The sequence below is a fragment of the Mesorhizobium tianshanense genome, from assembly GCF_007830515.1.
Classification (GTDB): Bacteria; Pseudomonadota; Alphaproteobacteria; order Rhizobiales; family Rhizobiaceae; genus Mesorhizobium; species Mesorhizobium tianshanense.
Genome location: NZ_VLKT01000101.1, coordinates 1 through 14,557 on the forward strand (window position 1 = coordinate 1; position 14,557 = coordinate 14,557).

General features: G+C 61.3%; 15 protein-coding genes and 2 pseudogenes. 14 read left to right on the plus strand and 3 right to left on the minus strand.

Translation table 11 applies throughout. The annotated features are described in order from the left end of the window. The first annotated feature begins 366 nt into the window (after positions 1 to 366). The 6 genes from IQ26_RS37230 (at position 367) to IQ26_RS37260 (ending at position 4,770) form a co-directional block, all read left to right on the plus strand. Positions 367 to 1,143 (plus strand): terminase large subunit domain-containing protein, encoded by a 777-nt coding sequence (locus IQ26_RS37230; protein WP_145723336.1) that lies wholly within the window; start codon positions 367 to 369, stop codon positions 1,141 to 1,143. 273 nt (positions 1,144 to 1,416) lie between these two features. Beyond that, the gene (locus tag IQ26_RS37240) at positions 1,417 to 2,310 is read left to right on the plus strand and encodes a phage terminase large subunit family protein (RefSeq protein ID WP_407660297.1); all 894 of its coding nucleotides are present in this window, start codon (positions 1,417 to 1,419) and stop codon (positions 2,308 to 2,310) included. Between the two features lie 303 nt (positions 2,311 to 2,613). Next, complete coding sequence (locus tag IQ26_RS37245) at positions 2,614 to 3,141, plus strand: hypothetical protein (protein ID WP_145723337.1); 528 nt, start codon at positions 2,614 to 2,616, stop codon at positions 3,139 to 3,141. Beyond that, positions 3,138 to 3,521, plus strand: a complete 384-nt coding sequence (locus IQ26_RS37250; RefSeq protein WP_145723338.1) for a helix-turn-helix domain-containing protein — start codon at positions 3,138 to 3,140, stop codon at positions 3,519 to 3,521. Before IQ26_RS37245 ends, IQ26_RS37250 begins: the two co-directional genes overlap by 4 nt. Then, on the plus strand, positions 3,518 to 3,919 hold the full coding sequence (locus IQ26_RS37255) for a hypothetical protein (RefSeq protein ID WP_145723339.1): 402 nt from the start codon (positions 3,518 to 3,520) through the stop codon (positions 3,917 to 3,919). Before IQ26_RS37250 ends, IQ26_RS37255 begins: the two co-directional genes overlap by 4 nt. A 266-nt stretch (positions 3,920 to 4,185) precedes the next feature. Then, on the plus strand, positions 4,186 to 4,770 hold the full coding sequence (locus IQ26_RS37260) for a hypothetical protein (protein WP_145723340.1): 585 nt from the start codon (positions 4,186 to 4,188) through the stop codon (positions 4,768 to 4,770). A gap of 387 nt (positions 4,771 to 5,157) precedes the next feature. Here IQ26_RS37260 and IQ26_RS37265 read toward each other — a convergent pair whose 3' ends face one another. Further along, on the minus strand, positions 5,158 to 5,775 hold the full coding sequence (locus tag IQ26_RS37265; RefSeq protein ID WP_145723341.1) for a methyltransferase domain-containing protein: 618 nt from the start codon (positions 5,773 to 5,775) through the stop codon (positions 5,158 to 5,160). A 115-nt stretch (positions 5,776 to 5,890) separates the two neighbouring features. Here IQ26_RS37265 and IQ26_RS37270 point away from each other — a divergent pair, with 115 nt between their 5' ends. Together IQ26_RS37270 and IQ26_RS37275 are read left to right on the plus strand one after the other, a co-directional pair. Then, on the plus strand, positions 5,891 to 7,645 hold the full coding sequence (locus tag IQ26_RS37270) for a portal protein (protein ID WP_145723342.1): 1,755 nt from the start codon (positions 5,891 to 5,893) through the stop codon (positions 7,643 to 7,645). Next, positions 7,642 to 7,965, plus strand: coding sequence for a Bbp19 family protein (locus IQ26_RS37275; RefSeq protein WP_145723343.1), 324 nt, complete (start codon positions 7,642 to 7,644; stop codon positions 7,963 to 7,965). Before IQ26_RS37270 ends, IQ26_RS37275 begins: the two co-directional genes overlap by 4 nt. A gap of 158 nt (positions 7,966 to 8,123) precedes the next feature. Here the strand turns inward: IQ26_RS37275 and IQ26_RS37280 are convergent, their stop codons facing one another. Next, positions 8,124 to 8,438, minus strand: a complete 315-nt coding sequence (locus tag IQ26_RS37280; RefSeq protein ID WP_145723344.1) for a YMGG-like glycine zipper-containing protein — start codon at positions 8,436 to 8,438, stop codon at positions 8,124 to 8,126. A 493-nt stretch (positions 8,439 to 8,931) separates the two neighbouring features. Here IQ26_RS37280 and IQ26_RS37290 point away from each other — a divergent pair, with 493 nt between their 5' ends. The 4 genes from IQ26_RS37290 to IQ26_RS37305 all read left to right on the plus strand — a co-directional run bounded on the left by IQ26_RS37290 (position 8,932) and on the right by IQ26_RS37305 (position 13,708). Further along, on the plus strand, positions 8,932 to 9,192 hold the full coding sequence (locus tag IQ26_RS37290) for a hypothetical protein (RefSeq protein WP_145723346.1): 261 nt from the start codon (positions 8,932 to 8,934) through the stop codon (positions 9,190 to 9,192). Positions 9,193 to 9,219: 27 nt separating this feature from the next. Further along, positions 9,220 to 9,594 carry a VanZ family protein gene (locus IQ26_RS37295; RefSeq protein WP_322791159.1) on the plus strand — a complete coding sequence of 125 codons (375 nt, stop codon included), beginning with the start codon at positions 9,220 to 9,222 and terminating at the stop codon, positions 9,592 to 9,594. Between the two features lie 187 nt (positions 9,595 to 9,781). Beyond that, complete coding sequence (locus IQ26_RS37300; RefSeq protein ID WP_145723347.1) at positions 9,782 to 12,919, plus strand: SGNH/GDSL hydrolase family protein; 3,138 nt, start codon at positions 9,782 to 9,784, stop codon at positions 12,917 to 12,919. 246 nt (positions 12,920 to 13,165) lie between these two features. Beyond that, complete coding sequence (locus IQ26_RS37305) at positions 13,166 to 13,708, plus strand: methyltransferase domain-containing protein (RefSeq protein WP_240547449.1); 543 nt, start codon at positions 13,166 to 13,168, stop codon at positions 13,706 to 13,708. On the opposite strand, the pseudogene IQ26_RS41750 reads toward IQ26_RS37305, so the two are convergent. Further along, a pseudogene (locus IQ26_RS41750) lies at positions 13,668 to 13,847 on the minus strand (acyltransferase); the annotation flags it as partial. The gene IQ26_RS37305 and the pseudogene IQ26_RS41750 sit on opposite strands and share 41 nt — an antisense overlap. Here IQ26_RS41750 and IQ26_RS37315 point away from each other — a divergent pair. Further along, positions 13,840 to 14,292: a hypothetical protein gene (locus IQ26_RS37315; protein WP_145723349.1), complete on the plus strand. Its 453-nt coding sequence runs from the start codon at positions 13,840 to 13,842 to the stop codon at positions 14,290 to 14,292. The pseudogene IQ26_RS41750 and the gene IQ26_RS37315 overlap by 8 nt on opposite strands. A 40-nt stretch (positions 14,293 to 14,332) precedes the next feature. Then, a pseudogene (locus tag IQ26_RS37320) lies at positions 14,333 to 14,557 on the plus strand (helix-turn-helix domain-containing protein); the annotation flags it as partial.

The window sequence follows — 14,557 nt, forward strand, 5'->3', positions numbered from 1 at the left end:
CTGCATCGCATGTGGAGCGACGGGACAGAATTCCGCTTCGGCAAGGCACCCGGCCCCGTATCGGCATGAAATAGGGACAACAGACCAACGAAGGAGGAGTTGATTCCACCCGAAAGGGCGTGATCCGGATCGTTCCCGTGGGGACGATGGGCAAGGCGATCTCGTTAGCAGGCACGATCCTGGGACGAACTCTCTCAAGGTCGTTCAACAGATTGAGACGCCTCGCTCTACTGACCCCATCATGCGGCGGCCTAACGTCGACCGCGAAGAGAAGCGAGTGACCCGCGGGGCGACATGGTCCGGAAAAATATCAGGAGGAGCTTGACCTCAACGACCCCAATCAGAGAAGCCTGGAAGCATTGAGCGATGACGAAATCAGGCAGCGCATCCGCGGCCTCGAAGCCGTCCTCCGGCCATTCCTCGAAAGACCGGGCCTCACGAAGCCGGGCCTCGACGGCAAAGGCCGAGTATCTGAGCCTGCTCAGGGAACTGGACCGGAGGCGGCGCGCTAACCAGCTTGCCGCCTACCGGCCTTACCCCAGGCAGGCCGAGTTCCATGCGGCGGGCGCGGCCAATCGCGAGCGGCTGTTCATGGCCGGCAACCAGCTCGGCAAGACCAGGGCCGGCGGTGCCGAATGGGCGATGCACCTCACCGGCCGCTATCCGGACTGGTGGCAAGGCAAGGTGTTCGACACGGCCGTGCGGCTGTGGGCGGCCGGCGTCACCGCAGAGGGCACGCGCGACAACCCGCAGCGCGTGCTTGTAGGCCCGCCGCAGCAGCCGGCAGCATGGGGCACCGGCATGATCCCGGCCGACGCGATCGTCAGCACCATCATGGGGCGCGGCGCGCCGCACGGGCTGGACAGCGTCGTGGTGCGCCATGGCGGTGGCGGCGATGTCCAGGCCGACGAATCGGTGCTGTCGTTCAAGAGTTTTGAAAAGGGCCGCGAGAAATGGCAGGGCGAGACGCTGCACGGTGTCTGGTTCGACGAGGAACCGCCGCTCGACATCTATTCCGAAGGCCTGACCCGCACCAACGCCACCGGCGGCATCACCATCGTCACCTTCACGCCGCTGCTCGGCATGTCGGAGGTGGTGCTGCTGTTTTTGTCGGCGGGAGAGGTGGAGCGGATGGGGAGGTGAGGGGGGGTTGGGAAGGAAGCTTTCGCTTCCGCTCACCCGTCGCGTTCCTTCGCGCCCCCCTCTGTCCTGCCGGACATCTCCCCCTCAAGGGGGGAGATTGGATGTCACCCCGGCTTTCGCCAATCTCCAACGATTGAAGGCGGGCGATACGCTGAAGCTGCCAATCTCCCCCCTTGAGGGGGAGATGTCCGGCAGGACAGAGGGGGGGGCGCTGTCCCGCCAGCATGAAAAAGCTATCGCCCAAACAACACTTTACGCCCTGCGTTTCCCAACATGATTCAACACTGTGAGGGCGCATCGATGACCCGCCACGTCACCTTCATGACCATCGACGATGCCGAGCATTATTCCGCCGAGGAACGCGCGGCGATCGTTGCCGCCTATCCCGCGCATGAGCGCGAGGCGCGGGCCAAGGGCATTCCGGTGCTGGGCTCCGGCCGCATCTTTCCGGTGGCTGAAGAACTGATCGCCTGCGAGCCGTTCCGCCTGCCGCGCTATTGGCCGCGGCTCGGCGCGCTCGATTTCGGCTGGGACCATCCGTCGGCCGCGGTCGAGCTCGCCTGGGATACGGAGGCCGATGTCGTCTATGTCTCAAAAGCCTGCCGCGCCTCGCAGCAGACTCCCGCCATGCAGGCGCTGACCCTGAAACCGTGGGGCGAGTGGCTGCCCTGGGCGTGGCCGCGCGACGGCCGGCGCGAGACGCTGGAAGGGGCGGGCGTGGCGCTGGCCCGGCAATATGCGGCGCATGGGCTGAACATGCTTTCGCACCACGCGCAGTTCGTCGACGGCTCGGTCTCGGTCGAGGCCGGGCTGATGGAGATGCTCGACCGCATGCAATCAGGCCGCTTCAAGGTGTTTTCGACGCTCTTGCCCTGGTTCGAGGAATTCCGGCTCTATCACCGCAAGGACGGCCAGGTGGTGAAACTGCGCGACGACCTGATGGCGGCGACACGCTACGGCGTGATGATGCTGCGGGAAGCGGTGGTCGATCCGGCGGAGTTTCGGGCTGGGCGCAAACGATCGGCGGGGCAGAGTGACCCGCTGGGGCGTTTCGGTGAGGGGATGCCTATCCTGGCCAAGCTGACCGACATGGAAACCGCATGTCCGGAAAGCCGAGGCTGGACTGAGATTACTGCTCCGATGGCTTCGTGCTGTCGAAATGTGTAGAATTGCGATCAAGGCGCCAGTACCCAAGATGGGCAGCCACTTTGGAGCAGTCGAACTTCCCAACCCGAACGCGAGCGTTCTGCCACCCGTTCCAGCTTGCGTTACAAGGGTTTGCGTCTTGACTTTGTCATTGATCAACATCAGCGTTTTTACAGGCTTTTTACAGACTGACGTTTTCGTTATGCTCCAGCCATTGCCGGCTGGGGGCGCCGGAATGTGGTCGGGGCGGATTCGTCTTTTCAATTCCTTCTCGGATAAATCTTAACCCCAAATCGTATTGTCGATGGCATTGGCTTAACCTATATGTTAATTTCTCAAGCCATAGCGGATGCAAAAGCGGGCGGCAAGCTCGTGGCCGCAAAGCCGATCGCTTCATGGTCTGGAGAACCAAGAGCATTTCTTATGTGTAAGCCCCTTGTCGATTCTATCAGTCAGGGGCGAGCTTCAGTCGATGAGGGAGAAAGGCGGATTTGGGCTGCGTTGCAGGCTGCGATCAGCCATTTTGTCGAAGGCGGCCGTATTACAGACGATCTTATGAAACAGCTTATTCCTCGAAAGTACGAGCATTGGGAATTGCGCAGTCGCAAGCCAAGGCCGTCCTTGCGTGTGTTCGGGCGCTTCGCCATGCCTGATGTATTCGTGGGAACGCACGTTGAACGTCGAGACACTCTTGGGGCCAAATGGTCTGCGCAATGGGAATATCAGAAGTTGGTTTGTGAGGATCATTGGAAAGAGGCTGGATTACCTGATCCTTTCACAGACGCTCCAGAGTTTCGCTATGAGACGTACATGACTTCGAACGCAACACAGAAAATCAGGGTGCAGTTGTGACCTACAACTACGATGCAGCGCTTTTTGCCGAGCGAAACAAGAATCGCGTTTATGATGTCGTCATTGACGCGCTTGAGAAGGCCGCTGAGGAACGCGGGCTAACACGAAAAGAAATAGCTAAGAAAATTGGCAGGAGCCAGCCGCTTATCAGCCGTTGGCTTTCGGGCCCGTCAAACTGGACGCTTGATACCATAAGCGATCTACTTTTCGCGCTCGATGCCGAAATGGACTACGAGGTAATCCTCAACAAAGACAGAGCCAAGTCAAATTTCTTCCACGAGCAAGCGACTATGCCGCCAAACTCGGTGATTGGGAATCCAACAGCATCCGATGCTTCTACTGCGTTCTTTTCGACAATTCCTCTCGTGGCTCGCCCGTGAAAAATCCTATCAAATTCAGAAATGCGGCTCTTTGTGAATATGTCGCAAAAGGTGCTGGCAATAAGTATACACTTGTGAATGTTTATTCTGGAGATGTGATAATCTCTTCTATGCCATCGGATCTTATGTTTGGTATTTATATAGAGTTAATAGTTGATTTCTCAATAAAAACTGACATATTTATGGAAATATTGGTTGAAAAAACCCCAATAGCGAAACTTCCTGTAGATGTCAGCAAGGTAGGTAACGGCAAACTCATAAATATAGTTGTTCAGAGTATGCCGATGCATGTTGAGAAGGATGTTACACTCGAAGTCATCGCACATGCTCCTGGCCGGCAGACTACAACCATATTATCAAAGCGGCTATATAGGGGCGATATCCCGCAGCACAGCTAGGCTTCCTTCCGAACCTAATTCGGCCGCTTGATCCTGTCCTTGATCGCCGCTGAGCGGTCGACATAGCGGCGGATCCGCTGTCCTCTTCCCATGACATGATCTCGCCGATTTCACGCTCGGTCAGGCGCCGTTGTAGAACTTCGTCGCCGCCGTGCCGGGCAGGTCGTGGATGTGCTAGCCCGTCCTAAATCCTCGGCCGGCCTTTGCTCGAAGGAATCTGTGGCGATCCGAAGAAGCATTCTCCTGGCAAATGTTGCGGCCCCCTCATGACCCTCCGCATCATCCCCGCCACTTTGCGCGATCTCTCCTACATCGCCGCCAACCTCCGCCCCGAGGACCGGGCCGAGATCGACTGCCAGTTCGACGAATGGTCGCCGGCGCTGCTGGCGCTGACGGCGCTGCAGGGGTTTGCCTATGTCGCCGAGCTCGACGGCAATCCGGAAGCCGGCTTTGGCGCCGCCGAGCAACGCGGCGGCTTATGGATCGCCTGGAGCTGGGGCACGCGCCGCATGCGGCGCTGCGTGCCTGGCATCACGGAGTTCTTTCACGCCGTGCTCGGGCCTGAAGTTGCAGCGCGCGGTGCTTTCCGGGTCGAGGCACGGGCGCTCGCCGCCAACGAGCTGGCGCTGCGCTGGCTTGCCCGGCTTGGCGCGACGCAACGCTGCCTGCTGCCGGGCTACGGCCGGAACGGCGAAGATTTTTTGCTCTACGACTGGACGAGAACCTCTCACTTTGGAGAAGACTGGAACCATGTGCCTTTTTCAAAAGCCGCCGGCGCTGAAGCCGCTGCCACCGACACCGACCATCGCCGACAAGGACGTGCAGGCGCGCGAAGCAGCACTCAGGGCTGAGCTCGAGCAGCGCCAGGGTACGCTGAACACGGTCAAGACCGACCTGTCGCCGAGCGACCTTACCGGCCAGCGCCGCGTGCTGCTGGGGGTATGAGATGGGCGCGATGAAACGGGTGTTCAGGAATCGAGGCGGTTTGCCTTGGTGGACCTGGCGGCGGTTGGCGCGGTTGGTGAAAAGGCGAGGCGGGTGAAGCTGCCAATCTCCCCCCTTGTGGGGGAGATGCCCGGCAGGGCAGAGGGGGGCGCGAAGGAACGCCACCTTCGCGGTTTTCAGCCGAGGACGACCGGGGCTCAGCGGCGATTTTGTGGATAGGCTGGCGGGACAGCGCCCCCCTCTGGCCTGCCGGCCATCTCCCCCACAAGGGGGGAGATTAATCTCTCAACCACTCACACCGCCCTCCGCGCGAATGCCCAGACCATCAGCGGGTATTCCTCGTCGTTGGAGAGGTCGCGCCACATGCCGTAGGAGCGCACTGGTCCGCCGATATGGGCTTTCGCGCAGGCTTTGTTGCCCCAGCTGAACGCCTCTATGCCGGCTTCCGGAAAGCCGCCTTCGACCAGCAACTGCTTCAGGCCGGCGGGGGTCCAGCGGTTGTAGTCGTGCGGCCTGGCATGCACCCTGAACAGGAACGGCGTCGCCACCATTGCCCAGCCGCCCGGCCTGGTCATGGCGTGGATATTTTTGGCCGCGGCCAGCGGCCGCTGCACATGCTCCAGCACCTGGTCGGCGATGACGATCGCATATTGTTTCTCGGTGCGGTCCTTGCAGATGTCGAATTCGGGAAAATCGACCGACGTATAGTTGGAGCACAGCGTCTTCCAATAGCGGTTCCAGCCGGGCGAAACCTCGATCACAGGGGAAGATTTTCGGCCGTCCGCTTCAAGAAACGCGGTGAATGCCTCGATTTGCCTGATGCGCAGCCAGTTGCGGGAGTCGTAGCCGAGCAGTCGTTTTGCTGCCTGTTTGCTGCGTCTTTTCAAGGCACTGGGTAGGCTCTCCGTCATCGTCACATCGACCTCCTTAAAGGCCCGCCGCGCCTCCCTTGAATATCGAATTCGACCTGACCGTCAAGAACCTCTGGGCTTCGAACAGGCGACACCACCGAAGAAAGTTAATGCCATGACGAGCGATTCCCGTGCCCACGATATCCTGTCGCGACAGGCCGAACTCGAGACCGAGCGCAGCCAGTATGAGGCTGTCTGGGAGGCCGTGTCGGAATTCTGCGATCCCGACGCGCCCGACATCTGGGGCCGGCAAGCCGGCGCAGCCTCGCAGGCCGAGCGGCAGGAGCGGCGCGGTGCCCGTGTCTACGCCAACACCATCAACTCGGCCGCCAACCGGCTGGCCGCCGGGCTGGAAAGCCTGATCATCCCGCAGTCGGAAAAATGGCACGGGCTGTCGACCGCCGCCATGAACGACGAGGAGACCGACGAGGAAAAGGAATGGGCGGAAGCGCTGCGCGATTTCCTGTTTGCGCTGCGTTACTCCGCCAATTCGAATTTCGTACCGGCGACGCAGGCCTGCCTGCGCAACGTCGTGCGCTACGGTCCGGCCTATCTCTATGCCGAGGAGGGCTTTGGCGGCACGCTGATCCGCTATGCCTCGATCCCCGTGGCCGAGGGCTACCTCTCGCGCAACCGCTGGGGCCAGGTCGACACCTTCCACCGCCGCTACGAGCGCACCGCGCGGCAGGCGGCGCAGCTGCTCGGCTATGAGAAGCTGCCGGCGCGGATCAAGATGTTGGTCGACGACCCCTCGAAATGCGAGACGAAGATCGCGCTGATCCAGTGCATCCAGCCGCGCGACGAACGCAAGATGTACCGGTTGGGCGGCACCTATCAGTATCTCGACACGGCGTTCGCCTCCTATCACGTCATCGAGGACGAGGAGGTGATCGTGCGCGAAAGCGGCTTCCGCTCCTTCCCGGTGTCGTGCTTCAACTGGCGCCGCTACGAGGGCGACCCCTATGGCATCTCGCCGACCATAGAGGCGCTGACCACGGTGCGGGAGGAAAACGCCGTGCGCCGCTCGGGTCTGCGGGCGCTGCAGCAGATCACCGACCCGGCGACCGCTTCGAAGGCGCGGCTCGACTATGTGCCGGTGCTCAATCCCGGCGAGAATTATCCCGGCCTGATCGACGACAATGGCCGGCCGCTGATCGCGCCGATCGCTACGGGGCAGAACCCGACCTACGCGTTCAATTATGCCGAGAGCCGGGCCGAGGAGATCCGCGACATGATGTTCGTCAACCTGTTCCAGACGCTGGTGCAGAACCCGCAGATGACGGCGACCGAAGCCTTGATCCGGCAAGAGGAGAAGGGCGCGCTGCTCGGGCCGTCCGGCTCGATCATCCAGGCGGGCTTTGCCAGCAATCTCGACCGCGAGCTCGGCATTCTGGAAGACAAAGGATTGTATGAGGCAGACAGCCGCTTTCTGCCGCCGGCGAGCCTTGCCGGCAAGGCGGTGCGGCCGACCTTCACCGGCCCGCTCGACGTACTACGCCGCTCGGCCGAGGCGCGCGACACCATCCAGGTGGTCACCACCGCCATGCAGATGGCGCAGTTCGACCCCGGCGTGATGGACAATATCGACGGCGACGAGGCGCTGAAGATCGTGCAGAGCGCCGGCCGCAGCCCGCAGCGCATCTTTCGCCCCAGGCAAGAGGTGGCGGGCATCCGCGACGCCCGCGCCAAGGCCAGCCAGGCGCAGGCCGGCATGGCGGCGATCGCCACCGCGGGCAAAGCGGCCAAGGACGCGGTGCCCGCGGCGGTTCAGGCACGCGACAGCGGGTTGCTCGACGGGTTGCAAGGTATGCTGCAGGGCGCGCAGGCTGACCTGCCGGGCGGTCCGGCTGTATCGGGCGCCGGCGCATGAGCCGGAAACGCTTCGCCCATTCCGGGCAGGCCGGCGGCCCGGCGAAGGCACAGGATGCGCTGACCAAGGCCTATCTCAGGGTTTTCTCCGGCCAGGACGGCGAGATGGTGCTGGCCGACCTGACGGCCGCCACCGGCTATTACCGCCGCCCGTCCTATGGCGAATGGCTGGCCAAGACGAAGACGCCGAACGGCTTCGAACTGCACAGCGCGCTCAGCAACGCGCGGGCCGAAGTGGTGCAGCACATCATGGGGTTTCTGACGCTGGATGAGGCGCAGCTTGCGGCGCTGGAGAAAGCGGCGCGGGCGGAGGGGAGATAGGGCGCGCCGAGGCTGAAGCTGCGCCCCTCGCCCCGTTTACGGGGAGAGGATGCCGGCAGGCAGGTGAGGGGACGGTGCCAGCATTTCAGAAATTGCGCTGCCCCTCATCCCCCTGCCGGGACCTTCTCCCCGTATAGTGACGGGGAGAGGGCTATCGCTCAATAATTGCCGCTGTAGTAGCGGTCGTCGCAAGGCGCGGTGTAGATGCGGCCGCTGTTGCGATCCTGGTAGCGGCAAAGCTGTTCGCCGCGCCGCTGCGGCGTGGTGGCGCTGCCGACGACCGCACCAAGCAGGGCGCCGCTGGCTGCACCGATGACCGTGCTCTTGGTGTTGCCGCCTATGGCCTGACCGACGAGAGCACCGCCCGCGCCGCCGACCAAGGCCCCCGTGGTGGCCCTCTGCTGCCCTTCGGTCTGCGCACACCCTGCCAGAACGGCAGTCAGAAGCGCGGCGGCAATGGCTTTCTTGATCATGTAAAGGTTCTCCTTTGAAGCCCAAAAGGCCGAATACGTTGCCAAGTGCGGGCGCATTGCGGCGGAACAGGGGCACCACGCCTCACGAAATGAGACATGGTTTCTTTCGTCTTGATGACCGAGGCCTTCGGTTCGGAAAGATCGTGGTCAAACAAGACGATAAGGCACGTTTCTATCGACATGAATCAGGCTTCAGGCGGCAGCGGTTCTGCCTGGGTTCAGCCGATCCCTCAAACCCTCCAAAGCAATAAGCCTGGCTGAACCGGCCAGGGCCTTTCCCCTGCAATCAACACAAAGGAATCCTTCTCATGACAGATCTGGCAGACGCCGGGTCCGTGGTGGCGTCGCCACCGGCGGGCAACCCAGTACGGCCATCGGCCAACGGGGACAACGGGTCCGCCCCGCCGGCCGGCATGAGCCGTGCTCAAATATCTCAAAGAGCGGGGCGACCAATAAGAAGCGCGCACTGGGCTTGCGATTACCCGGAAGACGAATGACACCGCAAGTTCCCGCGAATCCCGCCAACGCGGAAATGCTGGATCGACGTCTCAAATTCCTTGATGAGGTAATACGAACTTCAAGGGTGATTGTATTGCCGCTTGCCAACAGCGCCGGGAATCGTGCCAGGCCGCCGCGCTTTATCGCGCTGTCATCAGCCGGTGGTCTGATTATGGTCATGATGGTAGCCTATGGCGTGCCGCAGCCTCCAGTTGTCGCGCGAGCGGTGGTGCCTGCCGGGACCATGCTAGCCTGACTTTTCAGATGAAGGATTGACCCTATCTTGTTGCGTTTAGACTCTTATCAGGTGGCGGCAAGGATCGTTTTCCTGGTCACCTTGGCCGGCGTTCTCCTGCTCGCTTTTCTGCCGGTGCAGCTCTCGCCGGATATCGGCTGGGCCGTCCATCAGGACAAGCTCAACCACGCCGCCGCCTTCGCCGTGTTGGCGGCCTTGGGAAGCCTCGGCTGGCCCGAACGCAAGGTAAGGCTGATCGTTCTCCTCGCTTTCACGGGTGCTGCGATCGAGGTTCTCCAGGGCGCGCAGCTGATAGGGCGCGATATGGATGCATTCGACTTGGTTGCCGACTGCGCCGGCATGGCGTTCGGTCTGACAATCGCAAGCTGGACAAAGAGACGGCGCGTTGGCGGGTTGCCATAGGCCGTAGCGTTTTTGAGCGTTCCATTTCTCTGAGGACAAGACCCCGGCTAAACCAGCGGCGTCTCTTCATCGCCTAGGGGCGGATCTTTCCCAAAACCCAGATGCGTCATGGACCGCCCGTCCTGCGGGCGCGCGATGACATCTTTCAGGCCTCGCTTCGCGGGGCTTTTTTCATGGAGCAAGCCTGATGGCCCGACCTGCAACTGCCGCCGTTCGACTGTTGACCGGCGAACGTGAACCCGTGCGTCTGGCGACCACGGCTAACATCATCCTTCGTGGCCTGCAGGCCATCGACGGCGTGCCGTGCGAGGTTGGCGACCGGGTGCTGGTCAAGGACCAGGCCGACCAGAGACAGAACGGCATCTACACCGTGAGCGAAGGCGAATGGTTCCGCGCCGCCGACGCCCGCACCGGCCGCACCTTGCAGAAGGGGACGACGGTTCACACCCAGGTCGGGACAGTCAATGCCGACCGGGTGTTTGAATTTACGGCCGACGAGCCGGTGTTGGGCAGCGATGCCATCACCATTGCCCCGTTCGTGCCGCCCGATATCGAGCGGGTTGTCGAGGAGGTCGAAGCGCTGAAGGATGCGACAGTTACGGCTGCCGATGCCGCCGCCGGCAGCGCCATGACAGCCGCCACGAATGCCGGCCTGACCGCCGCCGACCGCCTCGAGACGGCTGCCGCCGTGGTTGCGACAGCCGCCAATGTCGTTGCCACGGCTGCTACCCTGGCCAGCGCCCAGGCCGCACGCGACGCGTCTCTATATGGCAAGGGCATCTTTCCGACGATCGCGGCGGCGATCGGCCTTGGCGTCGTCGGCAGCGGTGCGATCACGGGGGGCTCCGGTGGCACCAACGGCACCTTCGATCTGGCGTTTACCGGCGGCGCCGGCTCGGGTGCCGCCGGCCGGTTCGTGGTGGCGGGCGGCGTGTTGACCCAAATCCTGATCACGGCGCCCGGCTCGTACACCGCCGCGCCGAGCTTCAGCTTCGCGGCGTCAGCGGGACTGGCGGGAGCGGCCGCGGTAGTTGTGCTCGGCAGGAATGTTGATGTTGGCGAATATTTCTGGACCGAAGTCTCGACCGGTGTCCTCGGCCTTTACAGTGTAGCGGCTGGACCGGTTGCGACGGATACGGGGGTCAGGGCGGCGCTTGCCGATGCTGAGACTTTAGCCCTCCTGGCCGAAGCCCTGCAATACGATGACAGCGGCGTGGCGATTGCTTTCGATGTGCTACTCCCTGCCATCCTGATCAAGGACGCTGCTTCGCCGGCCAAGCGCTACGTTGGCAGCTTGTTGCCCCTGCTAACGTCAAGTCGCTCGACGGCGGCCTGGTATTTCGACAGGCTGGGACTACTCAGACAGGCTGGTGTGAATACCCCTCGCTTTACCTATGACTACAAGTCGCTTGCGCCACGCGGTCTTCTGTGCGAGCCGGCGCGCGTCAATCGCGTGCTGTGGAATCGCGACCTCACGAATACCGCATGGACTAAGTCAAACATGACCGCGGCGCTCGACCAGGTCGGCCTGGACGGCATAGCCGCTTCGGCCTCCTCGATCACGGCGACCGCAGCCGATGCGACCGTGCTGCAGGCCATCGTTATCGCGTCGGCTGCGTACTTCCAGACTGCATACATCAAGCGCCTCTCCGGCGCTGGCGCGATCTCCATGACGATGGATGGCGGCGCCACATGGACCGATGTGACGCCTCCAGATGCCTACTGGAACCGTATGAGCATTCTGTCTCAGACGCTGGCCAACCCACATGTCGGCTTCAAGATTGCCACCAGCGGCGACAGCTTCGCCATCGACCTCGTCCAGAATGAGAATGGCAACTACAAAACTAGCCCTATGGTCACGACGACGGCGTTCTTCTCCAGGGGCGTCGACCTGAACAGCATCGATCTATCGACCATTCCGTTCGACGTGGCGCTCGGCGCTCTGTTTGTAGAGGGCCGTACGCAGGCGTCGGACAACGTTTCCCGCACTATGGCCCAGATCGATGATGCCACCGCGGCCAATCAAATTTCGTGCAATATGTCGTCTCTTGGTGGCGGCCAGTTCACCCTAAGGACGGCGAATGCTGTCGTGGCGAACGTTCTTCCTGGCATCACGGTTGTGGATAAGACGACGCGGCTGGCGGCTTCGTGGGGTCCGAACTACGCGCAGGCGGCGCTCGACGGCTCGGTGGGCGCGCAAGACAACGCTTTGACCGTGCCTTCGGGGCTCACCAGGCTGCGCATCGGCAGCGGCATTAGCGGCACAACGTCGTTCGGCGGTACAATCTCCAGGCTCACCCTCAGACTAAGAACGCAGGACGGAACAGAGCTGACGGCGATGTCGAACTTCGGCCCGCTCGGAGTCGAGCCTCTCATCAATGTCGTGCCCAATGACAGCAAGATCGAAGACAGCGATTACGCTGCGACTCTCACCGCAACAGCGTCTCAGGTCAGCGGTGTTCGACCGGTTATCTTCTCTGGCTACCAATACGCCAATCCCGGCTGGCGTCGACGCTTTAAAACCCGTGCTACTTCGGTGGTGCTGCATTTTCAGAATCTCAATCTCGTCGGCGGCAGCTACAACGCCAAAGGTCAGATCCTCGTCAATGACGTACATAACACCTATTTCACCTCGCCGCAGGCGCTCGGAAAGTTCTTCGTCAGGTTGGATTTTTCGTCGAATGCCGATCGCCTGATCGAGATCGTCATGCCGCACTCGGCATCGATCGCGCATCTTGGCATCACGACCTACGGCGCGCCTATCACCTTGCCGACACCGCGTTCGACTTTGCCGCGTGCGGTCTTTCTCGGCGACAGCCGCTTCCAGGGCTTCAACGCGACCAGCATCGACAAGCATTGGACGGAAATCCTCTGCCGCGCGAAGGGCTGGGAGCATATCAATCTCGGCTATGGTTCCTCCGGTGTCACTTCGGCGTGGGGAACCGATCTCGGCAATGCCGATCCGGATGTTGCCTTCGTCATGTTCGACTACAACAATCGGACGGCACAGACGGCACTCCTGTCCTTCAAGAACGCCTACAAGGCGCTGATCGACAACTTCCGTGCGGTGAAGCCTGCGACCAAGCTGTACGCAGTGACGTCAAACTGGATCTCGGCCGCTAATGATGCGCTGACGTTGAAGATCGCGGATTACCGCCAGGCCACGTCCGATGCCCTGACAGAACTGGCCGACGCCAACAACATCCTGATCGACGGGCTGACGCTGACCACCAACAGCACGGCGTCGATCGGCGACGGCATCCATCCGAACGATGTCGGCGAGGCCGAGTGGGCGGCGAACATCGCGCCGCTGGTGAGCGTTTAGCCGAACTGCTCTGGACGGTATTCTTGGGCTATGGCACGTTCGATGAAAGCGGGGGGTCATCTGAAGGGATGACCTAATGGCCAACGCCGGTAGCATTATTGCCATCTACGACGACTACTACACCGACGGGAAGGTAGCCGTAAAACGTGAGATGCATCCAACCAATCGGTCGGGCACATCGAGGCGATTGCACAAGGCCAGTCCTTCGAGAGCATACTCGACATCGGGGCTGGCGAAGGCGCCGTGTTGGACAAGCTGAACAAGAAAGGCCTCGGAAAGGCCCTTGGCGCCGTCGAGATATCAACCAGTGGCGTCGAGGCGATCAAGGTCAGGAAAATCGCCAACCAAGCTAGCCTGGACATCTTCGACGGTTATCATATCCCGCATCCCGACAAGTCGTTTGATCTAGGTCTTGCGATCCACGTTGTCGAACACGTCGAGCATGAACGGATGTTTTTGATGGAGGCGGCGAGGGTCTGCAAGAAGCTCTACATCGAGGTGCCGTTGGAGCATACGAGGAACCTCGAGCGCGCAATCCGGATGTCAGGCCCCTATGGGCATATCAATTTTTACACGCCGCTGACGTTCGAAAACCTACTGAAGACTTCTGGGCTCAAAGTTGAAAGGCAAATGACATTCGCCCATGATCTCGCTTATGAGCAGCACTTGGCCGGTCAATCGAAAGGATGGGTGAAATACAAGCTGCGAACCGAATTTCTGAGGTTCGCGCCGAAGACTGCAGTGCGTACTATGTCGTATATGGCCGGGGCTCTGTGCTCAACTCGCTGATAGATTTCGCGCCGATTGCCTTTGCAGGATTGCCGCCGACCATAGTGAAGGGTGCCACGTCTTTTGTTACCACGGATCCTGCGCCAACGACCGATCCCCTGCCGATCGTAACGCCCTTCAGAATGATGACGTTGAAGCCAATAGACGTTGTCTTCAATTTTCACTGGCGCGATGGTGATGTTCGACCAATCCTTCTTTCCCTGATGCCAGTCGGCGACATCGGCCTTGCGGTCTGGCCATCCTGTCGCGTGCGAGTTGTGATCGACGATTGTGGTGCCCCAACTTATGATCACGTCATCGCCAACTTCGATCCGTTCGGCCGCGACGAGGTGACTCTTTCCGATGAAGCTGCGCTGGCCGACGATGATCTTTGCGTCGGGCCGGTCAAAGGAAAAGACGTTGTGGAGAATACATTCGTCGCCGATCGCATGATGACCGCGCCGCGCGGAGCGAACGCTTTGGATACTCATCTTCGTGCCGGTCCCGGCCTTGATGCCGACGAGACGACAAAGGAACGGCGGAACGAAGGGCATCAATGCACCCTAGAGCGTGTCGCGTTTGACGTGATTCAGGATTCCCATTGAGGCTGCGGCGTGATTCATTGCGGTTTGAAGGAGAACCGCGATGGGCAAGCCGCTACCGATGGCGTTGCGTGAGCGTGTTGCTGGGTATGTCGACGAGGGGCACGGACACCGGGAAGCCGCCCGGCATTTCCGCATTTCGCCTCGTTTCGTGAACGAGCTGATGAAGCTGCGGCGGGAAACGGGGTCGCTCGAACCTCGCCGCCAGGGCCATGCGCCGGGTGTTGGCAGCTGGCGCCGCATGCCGCCTTCGTGCGCCGGCGGATGG